This window comes from Schinkia azotoformans (genome assembly GCF_035811335.1).
GTDB classification, from domain to species: domain Bacteria; phylum Bacillota; class Bacilli; order Bacillales; family Bacillaceae_J; genus Schinkia; species Schinkia azotoformans.
On sequence record NZ_JARSMD010000016.1, the window covers coordinates 31,460 to 49,061 of the forward strand.

The 17,602-nt window shown below is 37.0% G+C and carries 17 protein-coding genes, 2 tRNA genes and 1 other annotated feature; of the genes, 4 read left to right on the plus strand and 15 right to left on the minus strand.

Annotated features, from left to right (window positions below):
- Positions 1 to 60: 60 nt before the first annotated feature.
- The gene (ilvN, locus tag P9E47_RS08735; RefSeq protein ID WP_003329282.1) at positions 61 to 585 is read right to left on the minus strand and encodes an acetolactate synthase small subunit; all 525 of its coding nucleotides are present in this window, start codon (positions 583 to 585) and stop codon (positions 61 to 63) included.
- On the minus strand, positions 582 to 2,300 hold the full coding sequence (gene ilvB, locus P9E47_RS08740; protein WP_003329281.1) for an acetolactate synthase large subunit: 1,719 nt from the start codon (positions 2,298 to 2,300) through the stop codon (positions 582 to 584). Before ilvB ends, ilvN begins: the two co-directional genes overlap by 4 nt.
- Positions 2,301 to 2,400: 100 nt before the next feature.
- Positions 2,401 to 2,680, minus strand: a binding site (T-box leader).
- Between the two features lie 374 nt (positions 2,681 to 3,054).
- Here ilvB and P9E47_RS08745 point away from each other — a divergent pair.
- Positions 3,055 to 3,366, plus strand: a complete 312-nt coding sequence (locus P9E47_RS08745; protein WP_003329280.1) for a hypothetical protein — start codon at positions 3,055 to 3,057, stop codon at positions 3,364 to 3,366.
- A 255-nt stretch (positions 3,367 to 3,621) separates the two neighbouring features.
- Here the strand turns inward: P9E47_RS08745 and P9E47_RS08750 are convergent.
- The 8 genes from P9E47_RS08750 to P9E47_RS08785 form a co-directional block, all read right to left on the minus strand.
- Positions 3,622 to 3,695 (minus strand) — tRNA-Arg (locus P9E47_RS08750).
- Positions 3,696 to 3,714: 19 nt separating this feature from the next.
- A tRNA-Gly gene (locus P9E47_RS08755) sits at positions 3,715 to 3,788 on the minus strand.
- Positions 3,789 to 3,897: 109 nt separating this feature from the next.
- Complete coding sequence (locus tag P9E47_RS08760; RefSeq protein WP_003330998.1) at positions 3,898 to 4,419, minus strand: metallophosphoesterase family protein; 522 nt, start codon at positions 4,417 to 4,419, stop codon at positions 3,898 to 3,900.
- 16 nt (positions 4,420 to 4,435) lie between these two features.
- Entirely contained in the window at positions 4,436 to 5,029 is a 594-nt protein-coding gene (locus P9E47_RS08765) for an XTP/dITP diphosphatase (protein WP_003330999.1), read from the minus strand.
- A gap of 13 nt (positions 5,030 to 5,042) precedes the next feature.
- Positions 5,043 to 5,798 carry a ribonuclease PH gene (rph, locus tag P9E47_RS08770; protein ID WP_003331000.1) on the minus strand — a complete coding sequence of 252 codons (756 nt, stop codon included), beginning with the start codon at positions 5,796 to 5,798 and terminating at the stop codon, positions 5,043 to 5,045.
- 141 nt (positions 5,799 to 5,939) lie between these two features.
- Entirely contained in the window at positions 5,940 to 7,019 is a 1,080-nt protein-coding gene (locus tag P9E47_RS08775; RefSeq protein ID WP_326163178.1) for a GerMN domain-containing protein, read from the minus strand.
- Between the two features lie 106 nt (positions 7,020 to 7,125).
- Entirely contained in the window at positions 7,126 to 7,926 is an 801-nt protein-coding gene (racE, locus tag P9E47_RS08780; protein WP_035194178.1) for a glutamate racemase, read from the minus strand.
- Between the two features lie 450 nt (positions 7,927 to 8,376).
- A complete protein-coding gene (locus P9E47_RS08785) occupies positions 8,377 to 8,601 on the minus strand; it encodes a helix-turn-helix domain-containing protein (RefSeq protein WP_003331003.1) in 225 nt (74 codons plus the stop codon).
- 360 nt (positions 8,602 to 8,961) lie between these two features.
- On the opposite strand from P9E47_RS08785, the gene P9E47_RS08790 reads away from it, so the two are divergent.
- The gene (locus P9E47_RS08790; RefSeq protein ID WP_003331004.1) at positions 8,962 to 10,161 is read left to right on the plus strand and encodes a helix-turn-helix domain-containing protein; all 1,200 of its coding nucleotides are present in this window, start codon (positions 8,962 to 8,964) and stop codon (positions 10,159 to 10,161) included.
- Between the two features lie 241 nt (positions 10,162 to 10,402).
- The gene (locus tag P9E47_RS08795) at positions 10,403 to 11,071 is read left to right on the plus strand and encodes an acetate uptake transporter (RefSeq protein WP_003331005.1); all 669 of its coding nucleotides are present in this window, start codon (positions 10,403 to 10,405) and stop codon (positions 11,069 to 11,071) included.
- 64 nt (positions 11,072 to 11,135) lie between these two features.
- On the opposite strand, the gene sdhB is transcribed toward P9E47_RS08795, so the two are convergent.
- The 3 genes from sdhB to P9E47_RS08810 form a co-directional block, all read right to left on the minus strand.
- A complete protein-coding gene (gene sdhB / locus P9E47_RS08800) occupies positions 11,136 to 11,891 on the minus strand; it encodes a succinate dehydrogenase iron-sulfur subunit (RefSeq protein WP_003331006.1) in 756 nt (251 codons plus the stop codon).
- Between the two features lie 2 nt (positions 11,892 to 11,893).
- Positions 11,894 to 13,636 (minus strand): succinate dehydrogenase flavoprotein subunit, encoded by a 1,743-nt coding sequence (gene sdhA, locus P9E47_RS08805; protein ID WP_051015793.1) that lies wholly within the window; start codon positions 13,634 to 13,636, stop codon positions 11,894 to 11,896.
- 293 nt (positions 13,637 to 13,929) lie between these two features.
- A complete protein-coding gene (locus P9E47_RS08810) occupies positions 13,930 to 14,559 on the minus strand; it encodes a succinate dehydrogenase cytochrome b558 subunit (RefSeq protein ID WP_003331008.1) in 630 nt (209 codons plus the stop codon).
- Between the two features lie 355 nt (positions 14,560 to 14,914).
- Here P9E47_RS08810 and P9E47_RS08815 point away from each other — a divergent pair, with 355 nt between their 5' ends.
- On the plus strand, positions 14,915 to 15,352 hold the full coding sequence (locus P9E47_RS08815; RefSeq protein ID WP_003331009.1) for a YslB family protein: 438 nt from the start codon (positions 14,915 to 14,917) through the stop codon (positions 15,350 to 15,352).
- A gap of 38 nt (positions 15,353 to 15,390) precedes the next feature.
- On the opposite strand, the gene uvrC is transcribed toward P9E47_RS08815, so the two are convergent.
- Together uvrC and trxA are read right to left on the minus strand one after the other, a co-directional pair.
- On the minus strand, positions 15,391 to 17,190 hold the full coding sequence (gene uvrC, locus P9E47_RS08820) for an excinuclease ABC subunit UvrC (RefSeq protein ID WP_326163179.1): 1,800 nt from the start codon (positions 17,188 to 17,190) through the stop codon (positions 15,391 to 15,393).
- A 64-nt stretch (positions 17,191 to 17,254) separates the two neighbouring features.
- The gene (gene trxA / locus P9E47_RS08825) at positions 17,255 to 17,569 is read right to left on the minus strand and encodes a thioredoxin (RefSeq protein ID WP_003331011.1); all 315 of its coding nucleotides are present in this window, start codon (positions 17,567 to 17,569) and stop codon (positions 17,255 to 17,257) included.
- Positions 17,570 to 17,602: the final 33 nt, after the last annotated feature.

Sequence of the window (17,602 nt, forward strand, 5' to 3'; positions counted from 1 at the left end):
ATCTCTCCTTAGTTTTCGAAAAATTGTTTTAGATTTATTGTAATTTTTTAAAAAAATACCTTAGTTTGCATATGTTCCTTGGCTTTTCTCTTGACCACTGCCTTTTTTTGAACCACGAGTGAAAGCCGTTGTGCCAGTTCTAGCAATTTCCTTAATTCCATAAGGTCGAATGAGCTCGATTAAAGCCTCAATTTTCTGACTATCCCCTGTGACTTGAACAACTAAAGAATCACGGCTCACATCTACGATGCTTGCCCTAAACGGATCAATAATACCCGCTAATTCACTTCGAGTTTGAGGATTGCTAACGACTTTAATTAAAGCAAGTTCTCTTTCAATTTTAGGTAGATCCGTAATATCCTGAACCTTAATGACGTCAATTTGCTTATTCAGCTGCTTTGTAAGCTGCTCCGTTTTTGTTTCATCATCTACATTTACAACAAATGTCATTCTAGAAATTGATGGATTTTCAGTTACTCCAACAGTAATGCTTTCGATATTGTAATCTCTTCTTGTAAATAATCCTGTAATGCGATTTAGAACCCCTGGATGGTTATTTACTGTTGCTGTTACTATTCTTTTCATTGTTTCACTCCTACCATTTCATGAATTCCCTTTCCAGGTGCAATCATTGGATAAACCTTTTCCATTGGTGCAACTCGGAAATCTATTAGAACTGGTCCATTATGTTCAAATGCTTCTTTTAAGACAGCTTTTGCTTCCTCTTCATTAGCCGCTCTCAAACCTTTAACCCCATAGGCTTCTGCTAATTTTACGAAGTCAGGTTGATCAGGAACTAAAGAATGTGAATAGCGTTCTTCATAGAAAAGCTCTTGCCATTGACGAACCATGCCTAATGCCTTATTATTCACAATTACAATTTTGATTGGTAGATTTTTTTCTTTAATAACTGACAATTCTTGCAGCGTCATTTGAAAACCAGCGTCCCCAACGACACTTACAACCGTTTCATTAGGACTGGCTAGTTGAGCGCCAATCGCTGCTGGGAAACCAAATCCCATTGTCCCTAAACCGCCAGATGTTACCCATTTATTAGGTTTATCAAATGAGTAATATTGAGCTGACCACATTTGATGTTGTCCAACATCTGTCGTAACAATCGCATTTCCGTCCGTTAATTCATGGACAAGCTCGATTAAGCGTTGTGGCTTTAAGACATTTACTTCTTTTCTATAGACAAGCGGATATTCCTCTTTCCAATTTCTAAGCTTTTTAATCCAGATTGAGAAATCTCCTTTAGCCCCATCTTCAGCGATTAAAGCTTGTAATGCCTCCTTAGCATCAGCAACTACAGGGATTTGTGTTGGCACATTTTTCCCAATCTCTGCAGGGTCAATATCGATATGAACGACTTTAGCATTTGGTGCAAAATGTGCTAAATTTCCGGTAACACGGTCATCGAAGCGAGCACCGATATTAATGAGAAGGTCACATTCGTACAATGCCATATTGGCTGTATAAGTACCATGCATACCGCCCATTCCTAAAAACAATTCATGACTTCCAGGCATCGCACCTAAACCTAAAAGTGTATTAACTACAGGTAAACTTTGTTGTTCAGCATAAGTTCTTAATTCCTCATGTGCATTGGCATGAAGGACGCCTGCACCTGCTAGAATTACCGGTTTCTTTGCTGAACTTACAGCTTCTACCACTTTTCTGATTTGCAGATGATTCGGAGTGTAGTTTGGCTGGTAGCTCGGAATATTAACTTCGATTTCATCATAATTAAACAGATCAGACGCAATCGCTACATCTTTTGGAATATCTATTAATACCGGTCCTTTACGACCTGTATTGGCGATATGGAATGCTTCTTTAATAACCTTTGGTAATTCGTCTGTTGTACGGACTTGGTAGCTATATTTAGTAATCGGCATTGTTATTCCGATCACATCGGCTTCTTGGAAAGCATCGGAGCCAATAACTCCCGTTGCTACTTGACCTGTGAAAACTACTAAAGGCAAGGAATCCATCATGGCATCTGCTAATCCCGTAACAATATTCGTTGCTCCCGGACCTGATGTTGCTATGCAAACACCCGGCTTGCCGGAAACTCTAGCATATCCTTCAGCAGCATGGATTGCTCCTTGCTCATGTCTAGTTAAGACGTGGTGGATACCAGAATCGTAAATTTCATCATAGATTGGCAATACTGCTCCACCTGGATAACCAAAAATGACTTCCACTCCCTCAGCCTTTAAAGCCTCGACTAACATTTTTCCACCATTCATTTTCTGAGGGATTGTTTTTGCTTCCGCTTTTACATTTGTGCCCATATATAAAAGCCTCCTGTTTCTTAAATTTCTCCTTGCATAAATTTCATAAATACTAATCCTAAAATACAAAAAACCTTTCCACCCCATATAAGCCCAAAAGCAAAGGGGTGAAAAGGTTTTAGCTCTCCACGATACCACCCTAAATTCGTGATACTCCTTTCGGAGCAGCACCTCATGAGCGACAATGATCATAATTCCACATTGCTCCGCCCTTTTTTTGTAACGAGTGATTTAAAACACTCGGTCAATCCTAATAGCAAATCATCGTTCAGATTGACACTCAGAGGTGAGTTCACCATCAGGGGTAACACCGGTTTGCAGCACCACCGGCTCTCTGTAGATACCTAACTGAGATTACTTTTCCTCGTCAACGTTTTCTTTATTTGAGGATTATCTTACTCCGTAATTCCACTCGAGTCAACCCTCTTTTTTATAATTATTAGATTATTTTGATAAAGATACTTTTCTGAATGCGTTTCCAACTTTGATTTGACAATGATTTTAGAAAATAAAAAAATATTTTATTTTTTTATTTGTGTTTTTATTCTATTTCAAAATAATATAAAAAACAAAAAAATACACAATAATCTTGCTTTGGTCAACCGGAAAATAATTACGGGATAACATTCCTTAAAATCCAAGAATGGTTATCTTAGGAAAGAAGAATAAATTATTAATTTACTTGTTCACTTTTGTTATTATATTGTTATATATGGAGCGAATGAACGGAATAAGTAGAAAGGGTGGGAAGTTAGTGGAGAAAACATTAGATTTGATATTGCAGAAATTAACCTCATTGGAGGAAGGACAGAAAAGTTTAGAAGTTGGCCAAAAGAATTTAGCAAAGAAAGTAAACAACATCGAATCAGAACTTAAAGAATTCCGTACCGAAACTAGAACGTCTCTACAAATCATTCACACAGGACAGCAAGGCACCCGTGAAGAAATGACTCAACGTTTCAAAGAAGTGAAACATAGTTTATCCCATCTTGAATCAGATATTACTTTGACTTTCCAAAAAACAGTACAGAATGAACTTGAACTAAATCGTATTAAAAATCAATGAGAGACATATCGACAAAGACAAAAAGCACCTAGAACACTTGTAAGTGTAATAGGTGCTTTTTGCTTGAAAGGAGGATGATTCGAGAAATGCACATCTAATGTGTAAAATTCGTGTGAAAAAGTTTATTTTTATATCGTTTTCTCTCGTATTCTTAACATAGTTTGATGATATAGAAAAACGCTTGTAAACATTGATTTAACAACATTTACAAGCGCTTTTCTAAATTACTAAACTAAACATAAAGTATTTCGATAGCGTCCCAGGAGAGATTCGAACTCCCGACCGTACGCTTAGAAGGCGTATGCTCTATCCGGCTGAGCTACTGGGACATATTTAATTAAGTTTAAATGGAGCGGGTGATGGGAATCGAACCCACGACATCAGCTTGGAAGGCTGAAGTTTTACCATTAAACTACACCCGCATTGACGGTATTACAGTTTAATATTGTTGTATCAACCAGCGACAAATATTAATATATACTATCTTAAATATAGTGTCAATACTTTTTAGAAATAGGTTAGAGTTTTTCTCTAACCTATTTTACATTCTACCATTAATTGAGGAATTTCTTTACCATCTATACTAAAAAATCTTACAACACAATTTTTAGCTTCGTCAACTTCCAAAATAGCATATGTTTTTTCTTTTCTTAGCCTTGGTAGAATGATACTGCCAGGATTAATAAACAGCATATTATCTATCAATTCCGCACCTGCAATATGGGAATGCCCAAAACAAACCACATTGGCACCTACTTCTTCTGCACGATAGCGCAGATTCATGAGAGACATTTTCACATTATATAAATGCCCATGTGTCACATAAAACGCCAGTCCATTACTTTTAATAGAAACAAGCTGTTCATTTGCGTAGTTTGAATCAAAATCACAATTTCCACGAACAGCAATATATGATGACATTGCCTCTGAATGTGCATCAAGTTCGGAATCACCACAATGAATCATGGTTTCAACTTCCGTCCGATATTTTTTCTTCAGCTCTATAAGATCTTTAGTTAAACCATGACTATCACTAACAATAAGAACCTTCATATTGCACTCCCTTATGTTAAAAAAGTATTTTCCAATTTTCGCTGAGCTTTTTCATGGCCTTTGCCCTGTGACTGATTTTATTTTTTTCTTCGCTTGATAATTGCGCCATTGTTTGTTCTCGATCAAGGATATAAAAAATGGGATCATATCCAAACCCATTTTCCCCCTCAGGTTTTTCCGTAATATGGCCCTCACATGTGCCCTCATAGATTCGCGTTTCTTCATTTGGGATAGCCACCGCTAAAACGCAATGAAATCTTGCGGTTCTCTTTTCAAAAGGAACCCCTTCCATTTCCATTAGCACCTTTTCTAAATTCGCTTCGTCATTTTTTGTTTCGCCTGCATATCTCGCTGAAAAAACACCTGGTCTGCCTTGGAGCGCATCTACACATAAACCGGAGTCATCGGCAACTACTATTTTATTAAATTGTTTAGAAATGGTTTCTGCTTTAATTTTTGCATTTTCAATAAAAGTGCTGCCGGTTTCTTCAACATCCTCAATACCAGGAAAGTCGAGCAGGGAAGAAACTTTGATCCCTTTTTCTGCAAAAAGGTCAGAAAACTCTTTGATTTTCCCTTTATTTTTAGTTGCGATTAAAATTTCTTTCAATGAAAACCTCTCCCTATTTTACTTTCACACCTTCAAGCACCTTATCCGCTAAAGCACCTAACACAGCCTTCTGCATTTCAATAATTTCCTTCACGCCCTGTTCTCCAAGACTTAAAAGCTCCTGCAGCTGCCCCCCTGAAAATGTTGCTTCCTCACCCGTTCCTTGAAGCTCAACAAATTCTCCATTTCCGGTCATCACAATATTCATATCTACATTCGCTTTTGAATCTTCAATATAGTTCAAATCTAAAATTTCACCTAACTCTGAATCTATGCCAACTGATGTAGCCGCCAGAAAATCATGAATTGGAAATTCCTTTATGGCTTTTTTCTCAAACAGTTTTCCAAATGCTATCGTCATAGCAACGAATGAACCAGAAATAGAAGCTGTTCGTGTGCCTCCATCTGCCTGGATGACATCGCAATCAATCCATATCGTCCTTTCCCCGACTAGTTCAAGATTAACAACAGAACGCAATGCTCGTCCGATTAGGCGCTGAATTTCCATCGTTCTGCCAGAAACCTTCCCTTTCGTAGATTCTCGAATATTTCTTTGTTCTGTCGCCCTTGGCAGCATCGCATATTCCGCTGTAATCCACCCTTTACCTTGGCCACGCAGAAAAGGCGGGACACGATCCTCAATGCTTGCGTTGCATATAACCTTTGTATCGCCAACTGTAATTAACACAGACCCTTCAGGATGCTTTAAATAGTTCGTTTCAATATGTATTGGTCTTAATTCATCATTCTTTCTCCCGTCAACTCTCATCAAAACCCCTCCAATAATTAATTCATATCACATATACTCTGTTCATTATTACCATCGTTTAAACTTGAGGTGGAAACAAAAAAGGCGGCAACTATTCGCCGGCCCTTTATTAGCAAATTTAATTATACCAAATTTTACACTTTAAAAACTACCTGTATTCACAGATTTTGGTCGTGATACTGGCGCAGAGATCTCTTTGCCAGATTCATTGATTACTTTCTCTTCACCTTTGACCTTAATTGCTACGCTTTCCACACCTTGCTGTTCCGTTAAAGAAAATACAAGTTCATTTAAAATATTTTGTGATAATGCAGTTCCTTGTAAACTACTTAAAATACCTTCGTTAAAATTTAAAGTTACAACACCATTTTTGTAGGTTGGCTCTTCTAGTAAGGCGATATCATCGTGGAGTTCTGTATATAAACCAGATGCTGCATTAGGCCCTTTAATTAATTCCTTTACAGCAGCTGCATAGCTATTGTTCTCATTTTTATTAATCCTTCTCGTTACAGGTACATAATATGTGTTGTCCCCATTTTGTCCAAGAAAGTAAAGCGTTACAGCTTTACTATTCACAACATCGACAACATCACCATTATCAAAGTTAATACCGTTAGCGCGGCTAGTGCCTTCGTTAATTGGTGTTCCATTAACAGGCATATTCGTCTGATCATAACCGTTAATTTGGATTTTGACCTTATTGATGTTTTCAAATTGAGTTAAAGTGTAGGTGATTGCCTGTAAAATTTTCAATTCATCTTCAGCATTGTAATTTTCGAATTCTTTAGAGAAGTCAACAACAATCGTACCATCCTTTAGATTTATCCCATTGATCATCGTTCCAGCCGGTAAAACTGCTCTAAAACCGTTAGGCAACATCTCCGTAATCGGTCCACCATCAACAAGATATTCTAAAGCTTGCTTTGCAACCTCTACGTTTTTTGGTAATGTAACGGTCTGCGGAACAACCAATCCGTTTTTATCTAACAGATATAGCTCTCTTTGGACTGTATCTTCGGCAACTACCCCTTGAGCCCCTTTATCGACCTGTTCAGTAGATGTTTCTTGATTTATTGCCTCCTCGTCAACATATGTAACCTCTTGAGGCGTAGTTTTCTCCATTTGGCGTACGGCTTGCTCGCCACCCATGGCACAGCCTGTCAACACTGTTGAAAATGCTAAAATAGATGCCAGTAAACCGCTCTTTTTTATTTTAAACATAATTCTCCCTCCAATGGCAGTTTGTACTACTATATATACGAGCATAGACATGTTTTAGACCGATTTTTTTCAACAGCAATAAAAAAACCTCCAAATTAATGGAGGTTTATACTAGTAAGGTTATTGAATTTACATTTTCAATCGGATGTTCAAATACTTTTGCAGCAATTTGTTCAAAAATTTCTTTAGGCCCTGTTGTTAAGAATAGGTGTTGTGGAGTTCGTTCTTCGGTGACAAGCATACCTGAATGATGTAAGAGGGTACTAACCTCTCGTGCTGTTTCATCACCGGAACTAATTAGTTTTACTTTCCGCCCCATAACCTCTTGAATGATTGAGCGGAGGATTGGATAATGGGTACAACCTAAAATAAGCGTATCAATATCGTGAACTTTTAATGGCTCCAGCGATTCTTCTACAACCGTTAATGCTTCTTCACTCTCATACTTCCCGCTTTCCACAATCGGAACAAATAAGGGACATGCAAGACTTTCAACCTTCACATGATGATTGATGCTTTTTAGTGCCTGTTCATATGAACCGCTCTCGATCGTTCCTACCGTTCCTATAACCCCAATGTGCATATTTTTGGTTACCTTTAAGGCCGTTCTCGCACCCGGATAAACTACACCTACAACCGGTATGTTAATATTTGCTCTAATATCGTCCAAAACTAATGCGGTGGCAGTATTACATGCAATTACCAACATTTTAATGTTATAGTTTAATAAGTGATTCGTTAATTCCCATGTAAATTTTTTAACCTCTTCAGTTGGTCGGGAGCCGTATGGACAACGGGCAGTATCACCTAAATATATAATTTCTTCCTTCGGCAGTTGTCTCATGATTTCTTTCGCTACCGTTAATCCTCCAACACCTGAATCAATTACACCAATTGGTCTATTCAAAAGTTTTTCGCCTCGATTTAGTTATAATAATTATGAGATTCTATTCATCTATCTTTCTTCGATTAACCTGTTTTACAAAAGTTTATTATAGCATATTCAAAATAGTTGTCATTATGTAAAATGAAGACTGAAACACGGGCTTTTCGACATTGCGGACAGGGAGTGTGAGTTCCTCCTTTGACGTGGCCGCATTTTTTAGGAGAATAAAAGAAATGGTCTTCTATGATTCCTGTTTTCCTGTTCATCCACAGATTTCGGAAATCATACACCCTTTTTGATTTTCATTTGCTTAATCTTAGACGTCCAAATGGGAATCTAGTTCTCATTATCCTTTTATTGTGACATAAGATAACCCGAAATTGTTCAGAAACAACTGTGGTCAATAGGATTGAAAACGCAGAAAATAAAAATTTAAAAATACCGGCTTCCAATTATGAAAGCCGGCATGAACTATAGTTCTAGTTCCCCCATCCTAAGGAGTTCCACGACTGCTTGAGAGCGCCCCTTAACTCCAAGCTTTTGCATGGCGTTTGAGATGTGATTACGAACAGTTTTTTCGCTAATAAAAAGTTCCTCTGCAATCTCTTTCGTTGTTTTGTCTTGTACTAAGAGTTCAAAAACTTCTTTTTCTCTCTTTGTAAGTAGCGGCTTCGGTTGGTAGTTGTTATCCTTCAATCAAATTTTCCCTCCTTACCAGGGCATGAGTTGTGTTTTGAAGGGAATATATTTAGTCTCGATATCATATGTAAGAAGCGCATACTCTGTGACACCATACTAATTTTACTACTTTTCAATTTTTTATTATTTTAATATAATAGTACACAAAGTATATATGATTTGGACACATTTCTGCATATTATGACACTCTAATTCTACAGTTTTGTGAAATTTTGTGAACATTTTTATAATTTATGTAAAAGTTTGTCTCATTATGTTTAAAAATTTAGTATAATGTAATTGTGTTAAGAAATTGTAAATTACTTTAATTAACAAATAACTATATAAATCAATCGGGGAAATTAGGGGAGGACAATCATGTATACCATGTATAACGTAAAGTTTGTGGGAATTGGTCCTGAAATGAGTGAAAATTTCACTAGCTGGGTAAATGATGCTTTAAATGGCCGCTATATGCTGTTTCCTGAAAGCGATGAAAGCAATGTTCAGATTGATATCATTGTCGCTCAGATTCAAGCATCGTTCGATTGGATCAAGGTTAATCGACTCAGAAAGAAACATTTACAAAGTAAACTAATCATTATTATGAATGAGGAAAATCTAAAAACTGCACCAATCGCAGTTAATTTAAATGCGCACTCTTTATTGTTGAACCCTGTTAGGAAAAACACATTTATAAATGCCATTAAAACTTCTGTTGAGGGTTTAGGCGATTTACCTATCGTTCGCGAAATGTTTTTAAGACGCCTATTATATGGAGAAGTAAAAACAAATGAGGAGTTAGAACAATACCAAACGTTTTCAAAGATGGACAGCATCCCAAATATTGTTTGTCTTGTACAAGGGGCCGATGGAGCGCAGGATTTTATTGAAAATGAGGAAGGAAGACGCGTCATCCGGACACATCTTCGTTCAGCCATAAAAAATCATCTTTCACTATGGGTAAAGGACGTTTATTTTGTGTCTTTTCCGAGATACTTGGCCGTTCTATTCCATATTCCATATGTTTATAAATCAATCCGGGAATGGGATCAAATCCGTTACTACCTCTTAAAACTAATTGAGGAAATTCAAAAAGAATATGGCATTACACTTCATGCTGGTGTTGGCTCTGTCTACAATGAGCCTTTGAATTTAAATCAACCATATCGTGAAGCGCGCAAGGCGTTAGGACAATCCATCAGTGAAGGAAGTCTATTATGCTTCTATGAGGAATTGACAAAAGATACAAACCTGCAAAAGTGTATTGAATATATTTCAAATTATTTCCATGAAGACTTATCCATTAAGAAAGTAGCCAACAAAGTTCATTTAAGCCACACCTATTTCAGCCGTTTATTCAAAAAGGAGCTCGGTGTATCCTTTGTTGAATATGTAACGAACATTCGGGTAAAACGTGCTAAATACTTGTTAGCGAATACAAATGATACGATTGAATCAATAGCAGCACAGGTTGGCTTTAATACACCAAACTATTTTAGTTCCATCTTTAAAAAGCAAACTGGCATGTCACCAAGTGAATACAGAGAAGCTCATATTATTACTGTAAATGAATAGAATATCCTGTTCAAAAAGGTTGGTTTTTACCAGCCTTTTTTATTTTTTCTTCCATTTAACAATATTTTATAACTATTTTAAAATATCTTGTCAAAGCGTCTGAATTGGGCTAATTTTTAAAAAATAATAGCATTATTTTGATAAATAAAGGCAATATTTTGTAAGGTGTTATATAACTATGTTTTATATAATGAGGTGGTGTTATATATCATAATAATACTTAGAAAGGGAGAGTAGCAAAATGGGGAACATGGGGTCTGTAACTGAGGTTAAAGTAAAAATGGCTGATCCAACAGCATTGGGGGTCTTTGGATTAGCAATGGTAACATTTGTTGCCGCATCACAAAAAATGGGATGGACATCAGGGGTAGAATACGTCCTTCCGTGGGCTTTCTTCTTGGGAGCAATTGCACAAATTTGGGCTTCATTAATAGATTTCAAAAACAATAATTATTTTGGTGCAATTGCATTAGGCATTTACGGTTTGTTCTGGATGGGAGTTGCTGCACACTGGACTATCAGCCTAGGTTGGCTTGGGGAATTAAGTGCTAATGCCGATCCAAGACAATTAGGTTTTGCATTTTTCGGTTATATGTTCTTCTCACTATTCATTATGGTAGCCGCCTTTGAGGTTCATACAGTAATGGCTTCGATCTTAGTGCTTATCAATGTATTATTCTTATCACTTGGATTATCTACACTTGGTATCCAACATGACTTATTCGCAAAAATTGCAGCATATACAGAGTTTTCAATTTCATTATTAGGCTTCTATCTATGTGGAGCAACATTCTTAAATAATTTCTTTGGAAGAACGGTGTTATCATTAGGAAAACCACTAGGATTAATTGCAAAAGGTCCCATTAACGTTAACAATAAAAAGGTTGTTAAAACAGCACAAAATATCTAATTAAGTCTAAAAAAACTCCGTAACCTTTTGGTTACGGAGTTTTTTATATGTGATTATAAATCTATTATTTGTCACTACCAAAGAAATTCTTGAACATTTGAATTGTTGTATCTCTGTTCAAAGATGCAATTGATGTCGTGATCGGAATTCCCTTTGGACAAGATTGCACACAGTTTTGAGAGTTACCACAGTTAGCAAGACCGCCATCGCCCATAAGAGCTTCTAAACGTTCTTCTTTATTCATCTCCCCAGTTGGATGTGCATTGAATAGACGAACCTGCGAAAGCGGCTGAGGTCCGATAAAGTTAGATTTATCATTAACGTTTGGACAAGCCTCCATACAAACTCCACAAGTCATACATTTAGATAATTCATAAGCCCATTGACGCTTTTTCTCTGGCATTCTTGGTCCAGGTCCAAGGTCATATGTTCCGTCGATTGGAATCCAAGCTTTGATTCTCTTTAATGAATCAAACATACGGCTACGATCAACCTGTAAGTCACGGTTTACAGGGAACGTACGCATAGGCTCTAAACGAATTGGCTGTTCAAGCTGGTCAACCAGCGCGGAGCATGATTGACGCGGTTTACCATTGATAACCATTGAACAGGCACCACAAACTTCTTCTAGACAGTTCATATCCCAAGTTGGTGGTGCTACTTTTTCCCCTTTAACTGTTACAGGATTACGTTGAATCTCCATTAAACAGCCAATAACATTCATATTTGGTCTATATGGTATTTCAAATTCTTGAGTGTAAGGGGCAGAATCCGGTGAATCTTGACGTGATATGATTAATTTTATTGTTTTTCCACTCATGATTATTTTGCCTCCTTCTCTTCATGTTTCTCTTCTACTTCATGTTTTGTTGAATAGTCACGCTTACGTGGTTTGATAAGTGAAATATCAACTTCCTCATAAGTGAACTCAGGTGCACTTTTCTCACCTGTGAACTTCGCTTTTGTAGTCTTTAACCAGTCTTCATCATTACGTTCCGGGAATTCTGGTTTGTAATGGGCACCACGGCTTTCATTACGATTATAAGCACCTAACGTAATTACACGTGCTAGTTGAAGCATATTCTTTAATTGACGTGTGAACATAACACCTTGGTTATTCCATTTAGCTGAATCATTGATGTTGATATGTTCCCAACGCTCTTGTAACTCTTGGATCTTTTCATCAGTTTTAAGAAGTCGATCATTGTAACGAACAACTGTTACATTGTCTGTCATCCATTCACCAAGCTCTTTATGAATGACGTATGCATTTTCAGAACCAGTTGTCATTGAAGTTAACTTACTAAACTTGTCCTGTTCCAAGCGAAGCTGACTTTCGAATACTGACTCAGGAAGTGAATCAGTTGCTTTCTTGCGATTTCTCATATACTCAACCGCATTTGGTCCTGCAACCATACCACCATAAATAGCAGATAATAATGAGTTCGCACCTAGACGGTTTGCACCATGCTGAGAATAATCACACTCACCAGCTGCAAAAAGACCTGGAATATTGGTCATTTGATTAAAGTCTACCCACATACCGCCCATTGAATAGTGAACAGCAGGGTAGATTTGCATTGGAACTTTACGTGGATCATCACCAGTAAACTTCTCATAAATTTCGATAATACCGCCAAGTTTGACGTCAAGCTCATGTGGATCCTTATGTGAAAGGTCAAGATAAACTCTATTTTCACCATTGATTCCAAGCTTTTGATTTACGCACACGTCAAAAATTTCACGTGTTGCAATATCACGTGGAACTAGATTGCCGTATGCTGGGTATTTTTCTTCAAGGAAGTACCATGGCTTACCATCTTTATATGTCCATACACGTCCACCTTCACCACGTGCTGATTCACTCATTAGGCGGTTTTTATCATCGCCTGGAATAGCTGTTGGGTGGATTTGAATGAATTCACCGTTAGCATAGTAAACCCCTTGCTGATACGCAGCAGAAGCCGCTGTAGCGGTATTAATAACTGAGTTAGTAGTTCTACCAAAAATAATCCCAGGACCACCAGTAGCCAAAATAACTGCGTCAGCTTTAAATGCTTTAATCTCATGTGATCGCATATCTTGTGCAACAACACCACGGCATTCTTCGCTATCATCAAGGATTAATGACAGCATGTCCCAGCCTTCATACTTCGTAACAAGTCCTGCCACTTCATGACGACGAACTTGCTCATCTAAGGCATATAGTAGCTGCTGGCCAGTTGTCGCACCAGCAAATGCTGTACGGTGATGCTGTGTTCCACCGAAACGGCGGAAGTCTAATAAACCTTCTGGAGTACGGTTGAACATAACGCCCATACGGTCAAATAAATGAATAATACCAGGTGCAGCATCGCACATAGCCTTAACAGGTGGTTGGTTTGCTAAGAAGTCGCCACCGTAAATTGTATCGTCAAAATGTATCCAAGGTGAATCGCCTTCACCTTTTGTATTAACTGCACCGTTAATACCACCCTGTGCACATACAGAGTGAGAACGTTTAACAGGTACTAGTGATAATAAGTCAACATGAACCCCTGCCTCAGCAGCTTTAACTGTTGCCATTAAACCGGCTAAGCCGCCACCGACAATAACAAGATTTCCATTACTCAAAATAACTCACTCCCCGATTTGGTTTGATCCGAAACTTATATCAAATGCGCCTTGGCGTATTTGTGCCCGGATTTTTTTCGAGCTTGCTCGAAAAACTACCTTTAAAAATCCGTGGCATCCGCCGGAGGCTTTAACTTTATTCAGCCAGTGTTTACACCATCACTGAATTAATATACTAATTTGCATTCATCTCATCACTTAATAGAAGTGGGAGACTTCTGCTGAATAAAGTTAAACGAACTAGATTACATAGTAGCTAATTGTGGATCTAAGAATGCAAATATTGCTCTTAATGCCACAATTGAAAGTAATACAAAAATACCCATTGTCACATAAGTGGATATTTGCTGCGAACGAGGAGTAATTGTAAGTCCCCAGCTTACAAAGAAAGACCATAATCCATTTGCTAAATGGAATACAGCTGAAAGTACACCCACAATATAGAATACTAGCATTACTGGACTACTTAAAATATTTGCCATCATATCAAAGTTTACTTCCGCTCCAAATTGAGCAGCTAAACGAGTTTCCCAAACATGCCATACTACAAATATTAGTGTAATAACACCAGTTACACGTTGTAGTAAGAACATCCAGTTTCTGAAAAAACCATATCTACTGGCATTGTTTTTCGCAGTATAGGCGATATAAAGTCCATAAACTGCATGATATAGTAATGGTAAAAAGATAATAAATACCTCTAAAAGATAGCGGAATGGTAAATTCGCCATAAAATTTGCAGCGTTGTTAAATGATTCCGCCCCTTTTGTTGCAAAATGATTTACAACTAAATGTTGTGTCACAAAAACACCGACCGGAATGATCCCCAATAATGAATGAAGTCTCCGGTTTAAAAATTCTCGATCCTTTGCCATTTTTGCCCCCCCTTAATACTTTTCATCAGATTTAATTAAATTAGTGCTACTAGACAGAACGATAGTTTCCTACCTCCCCGTATGTAAAAAAGCTCCAAAGAAGCATCCATTTTGTGAACCTTCTTTGAATAATCTGTGACATGTCCATTTTACTCTCATCTACAAAACACGTCAAGAACACCCATAGATAAAGATTCAAAAAATTCATTTTCTTGTATTTTCTTTCATATTTCTCCTGCTTTCGACTTATATCTTCGTCATTTATATGCGTTTTTTATACATTTTTTATAATAAAACACCCTATTGCTAACCTATGCAAAAAAGATAATAATAAACATAGAAAGGGTGGTAACAATTGTTTAATAAACGACTGAAAGAAAACAATGATATAAATTTAACACAATTAACAATTCCTGCCTTTGGCTATGAATTAGTTCGTGAAACGCTATTAAAAGATATTCTAGGCAAGGATTACAAATCCATTTTATATTGGGGTGGAAAAAATCTTGCCCGTAAACATCCACTTGAAACGATCCAGGAAATTATCGATTTCTTTGAATCAGCAGGGCTTGGAACATTAAAAGTTACTAAAGAAAATAAGAATGAAATGATATTTGAACTCACAAGTGATCTGATCACAAATCGTTTCGCACGTGACTCCGAATACTCCTATCAGCTTGAGGCCGGGTTTTTGGCCGAACAGTTGCAAAACATAATGGGGAATGAAGCCGAAACAATGGAGCAGCAAAAGAAGAGACTAAATACTATTATTTTTACCGTACAATGGGAATAGTATTCATTATATAAAAATAAAGTAGGTGTCCGAGGAAATTATTCTTCTGACACCTTGTCTTGTGTATCTTGTTTAATATGGTTAATAATATTTTCAGCCACATTTTTGGGGATATTGATGGCTGTCAACTCTTCCATTGTTGCTTCTTTCAATTTCTTGATTGAACCAAAATGGTTTAATATTTTCTTTTTTCTTTGCTCTCCTACACCTGGAATGTCATCTAATATCGATTTAAAAGCGGTTTTCCCTCTAAGCTGACGATGAAATGTGATTGCAAATCGGTGCACCTCATCTTGGATTCTTTGCAGTAAATAAAATTCCTGACTATTCCTGCCCAGATCAATCAACTCAAGCGGGTCGCCAAAGAGCAGTTCTGATGTTCGGTGTTTTTCATCCTTTGCCAAACCACAGATGGGCAGCTCTAATCCTAATTCATTTTCAAGGACATCCTTTACGGCTTGGATATGACCTTTACCACCATCGATAATAATTAAGTCAGGGAGCGGCAGATTTTCTTTTAATAATCTTGTATACCTTCTTCTCGTAACTTCTCTCATTGAAGCATAGTCGTCGGGACCTTCTACACTTTTTATTTTATATTTGCGGTACTCTTTTTTCTCCGGTTTCCCATCAACAAACATAATCATTGCCGATACAGGGTCTGTCCCTTGAATGTTTGAGTTATCAAAAGCTTCAATACGATGCGGAGTAGGAATCCCCATCTTTTTCCCTAAATTCTCAACAGCCTTAATAGTCCTTTCCTCATCTCTTTCAATCAAGGCAAACTTTTCTTTTAACGCAATTTTGGCATTTTTGATCGCTAGGTCGACTAAATCCTTTTTCTTGCCTCTTTTTGGTTGAATCACTTTTACATCAACTAATTTTTCCGCATATTCACCATTAATTTCTTCAGGCAAAAAGATTTCTTTTGGCTTTAGATGATTACTTTTTAAATAAAATTGACCTAAATAAGTAAGCAAGTCTTCTTCCGGTTCGTTATAAAAAGGAAAAAGTGATACATCCCGCTCAATTAATTTTCCTTGTCGAACAAAAAATACTTGAACACACATCCAGCCTTTATCATACGTATATCCAAAAACATCGCGGTCGACAAGCTCATTCAAGTTCATTTTTTGTTTTTCCATGACTGATTCAATATGGGCAATTTGGTCGCGATATTCTTTTGCCCTTTCAAAATCAAGCTCTTCTGATGCTTTGTACATCTTTTCTTCTAAACTCTTTTTAATATCCTGATGGCCGCCATTTAAAAATTTTATAATTTCATCGACCATTTCCTTATTTTTCGCTTCCGAAATATCCTTCACACATGGTGCCAAGCATTGATTCATATGATAATACAAGCAGACCCGATCTGGTATTGTTGAACATTTTCTTAATGGATAAAGTCGGTCTAATAATTTTTTTGTTTCGTTGGCTGCTTGGACATTGGCATAGGGGCCAAAGTATTTTCCCTTATCCTTTTTTACATTTCTTGTAGTAAGTAGCCGTGGATGTCTCTCGGCTGTTATTTTTAGATAGGGATAGCTTTTATCATCTTTTAGCATGACGTTATACTTAGGGTCATGCTTTTTAATCAAATTCATTTCTAATATTAAAGCTTCCAATTCTGAGGAGGTTACAATAAATTCGAAATCCTCTATTTCAGACACTAATCGTGCCGTCTTACCGTCATGCGAACCTGTAAAATAGGAGCGGACACGATTTTTTAATATTTTCGCCTTGCCGACATAGATAATCGTCTCTTGTCGATCTTTCATTAAGTAACAGCCTGGTTGATCAGGTAAGAGAGCGAGTTTTTCCTTAAGATGATTGTTCATGAAAATCACCTCCATAACAGTAAAAAAATAAGCCAAATTTCTGGCTTATTTTTTTACTTTTTATTTAAATATGGCTTTCTAATTTAGCTAAAAGTGCATCCTTTGGTTGGAAACCAACGAACTGATCTACCTTTGTTCCATCTTTAAATACTAATAGTGTAGGAATACTCATAACTCCAAACTTAGCTGCTGTATCAGGATTTTCATCAACATCTAATTTAACGATTTTTAATTTATCGCCTAATTCGCCAGAAATCTCTTCTAATACAGGAGCAATCATCTTACAAGGTCCACACCAAGGTGCCCAAAAATCTACTAATACTGTACCTTGACTAGTTTCAGTTTCAAAGTTTTGATCTGTTGCATTTACAATTGCCATAATAATACCTCCTTAACCTGCGGTTAATACATT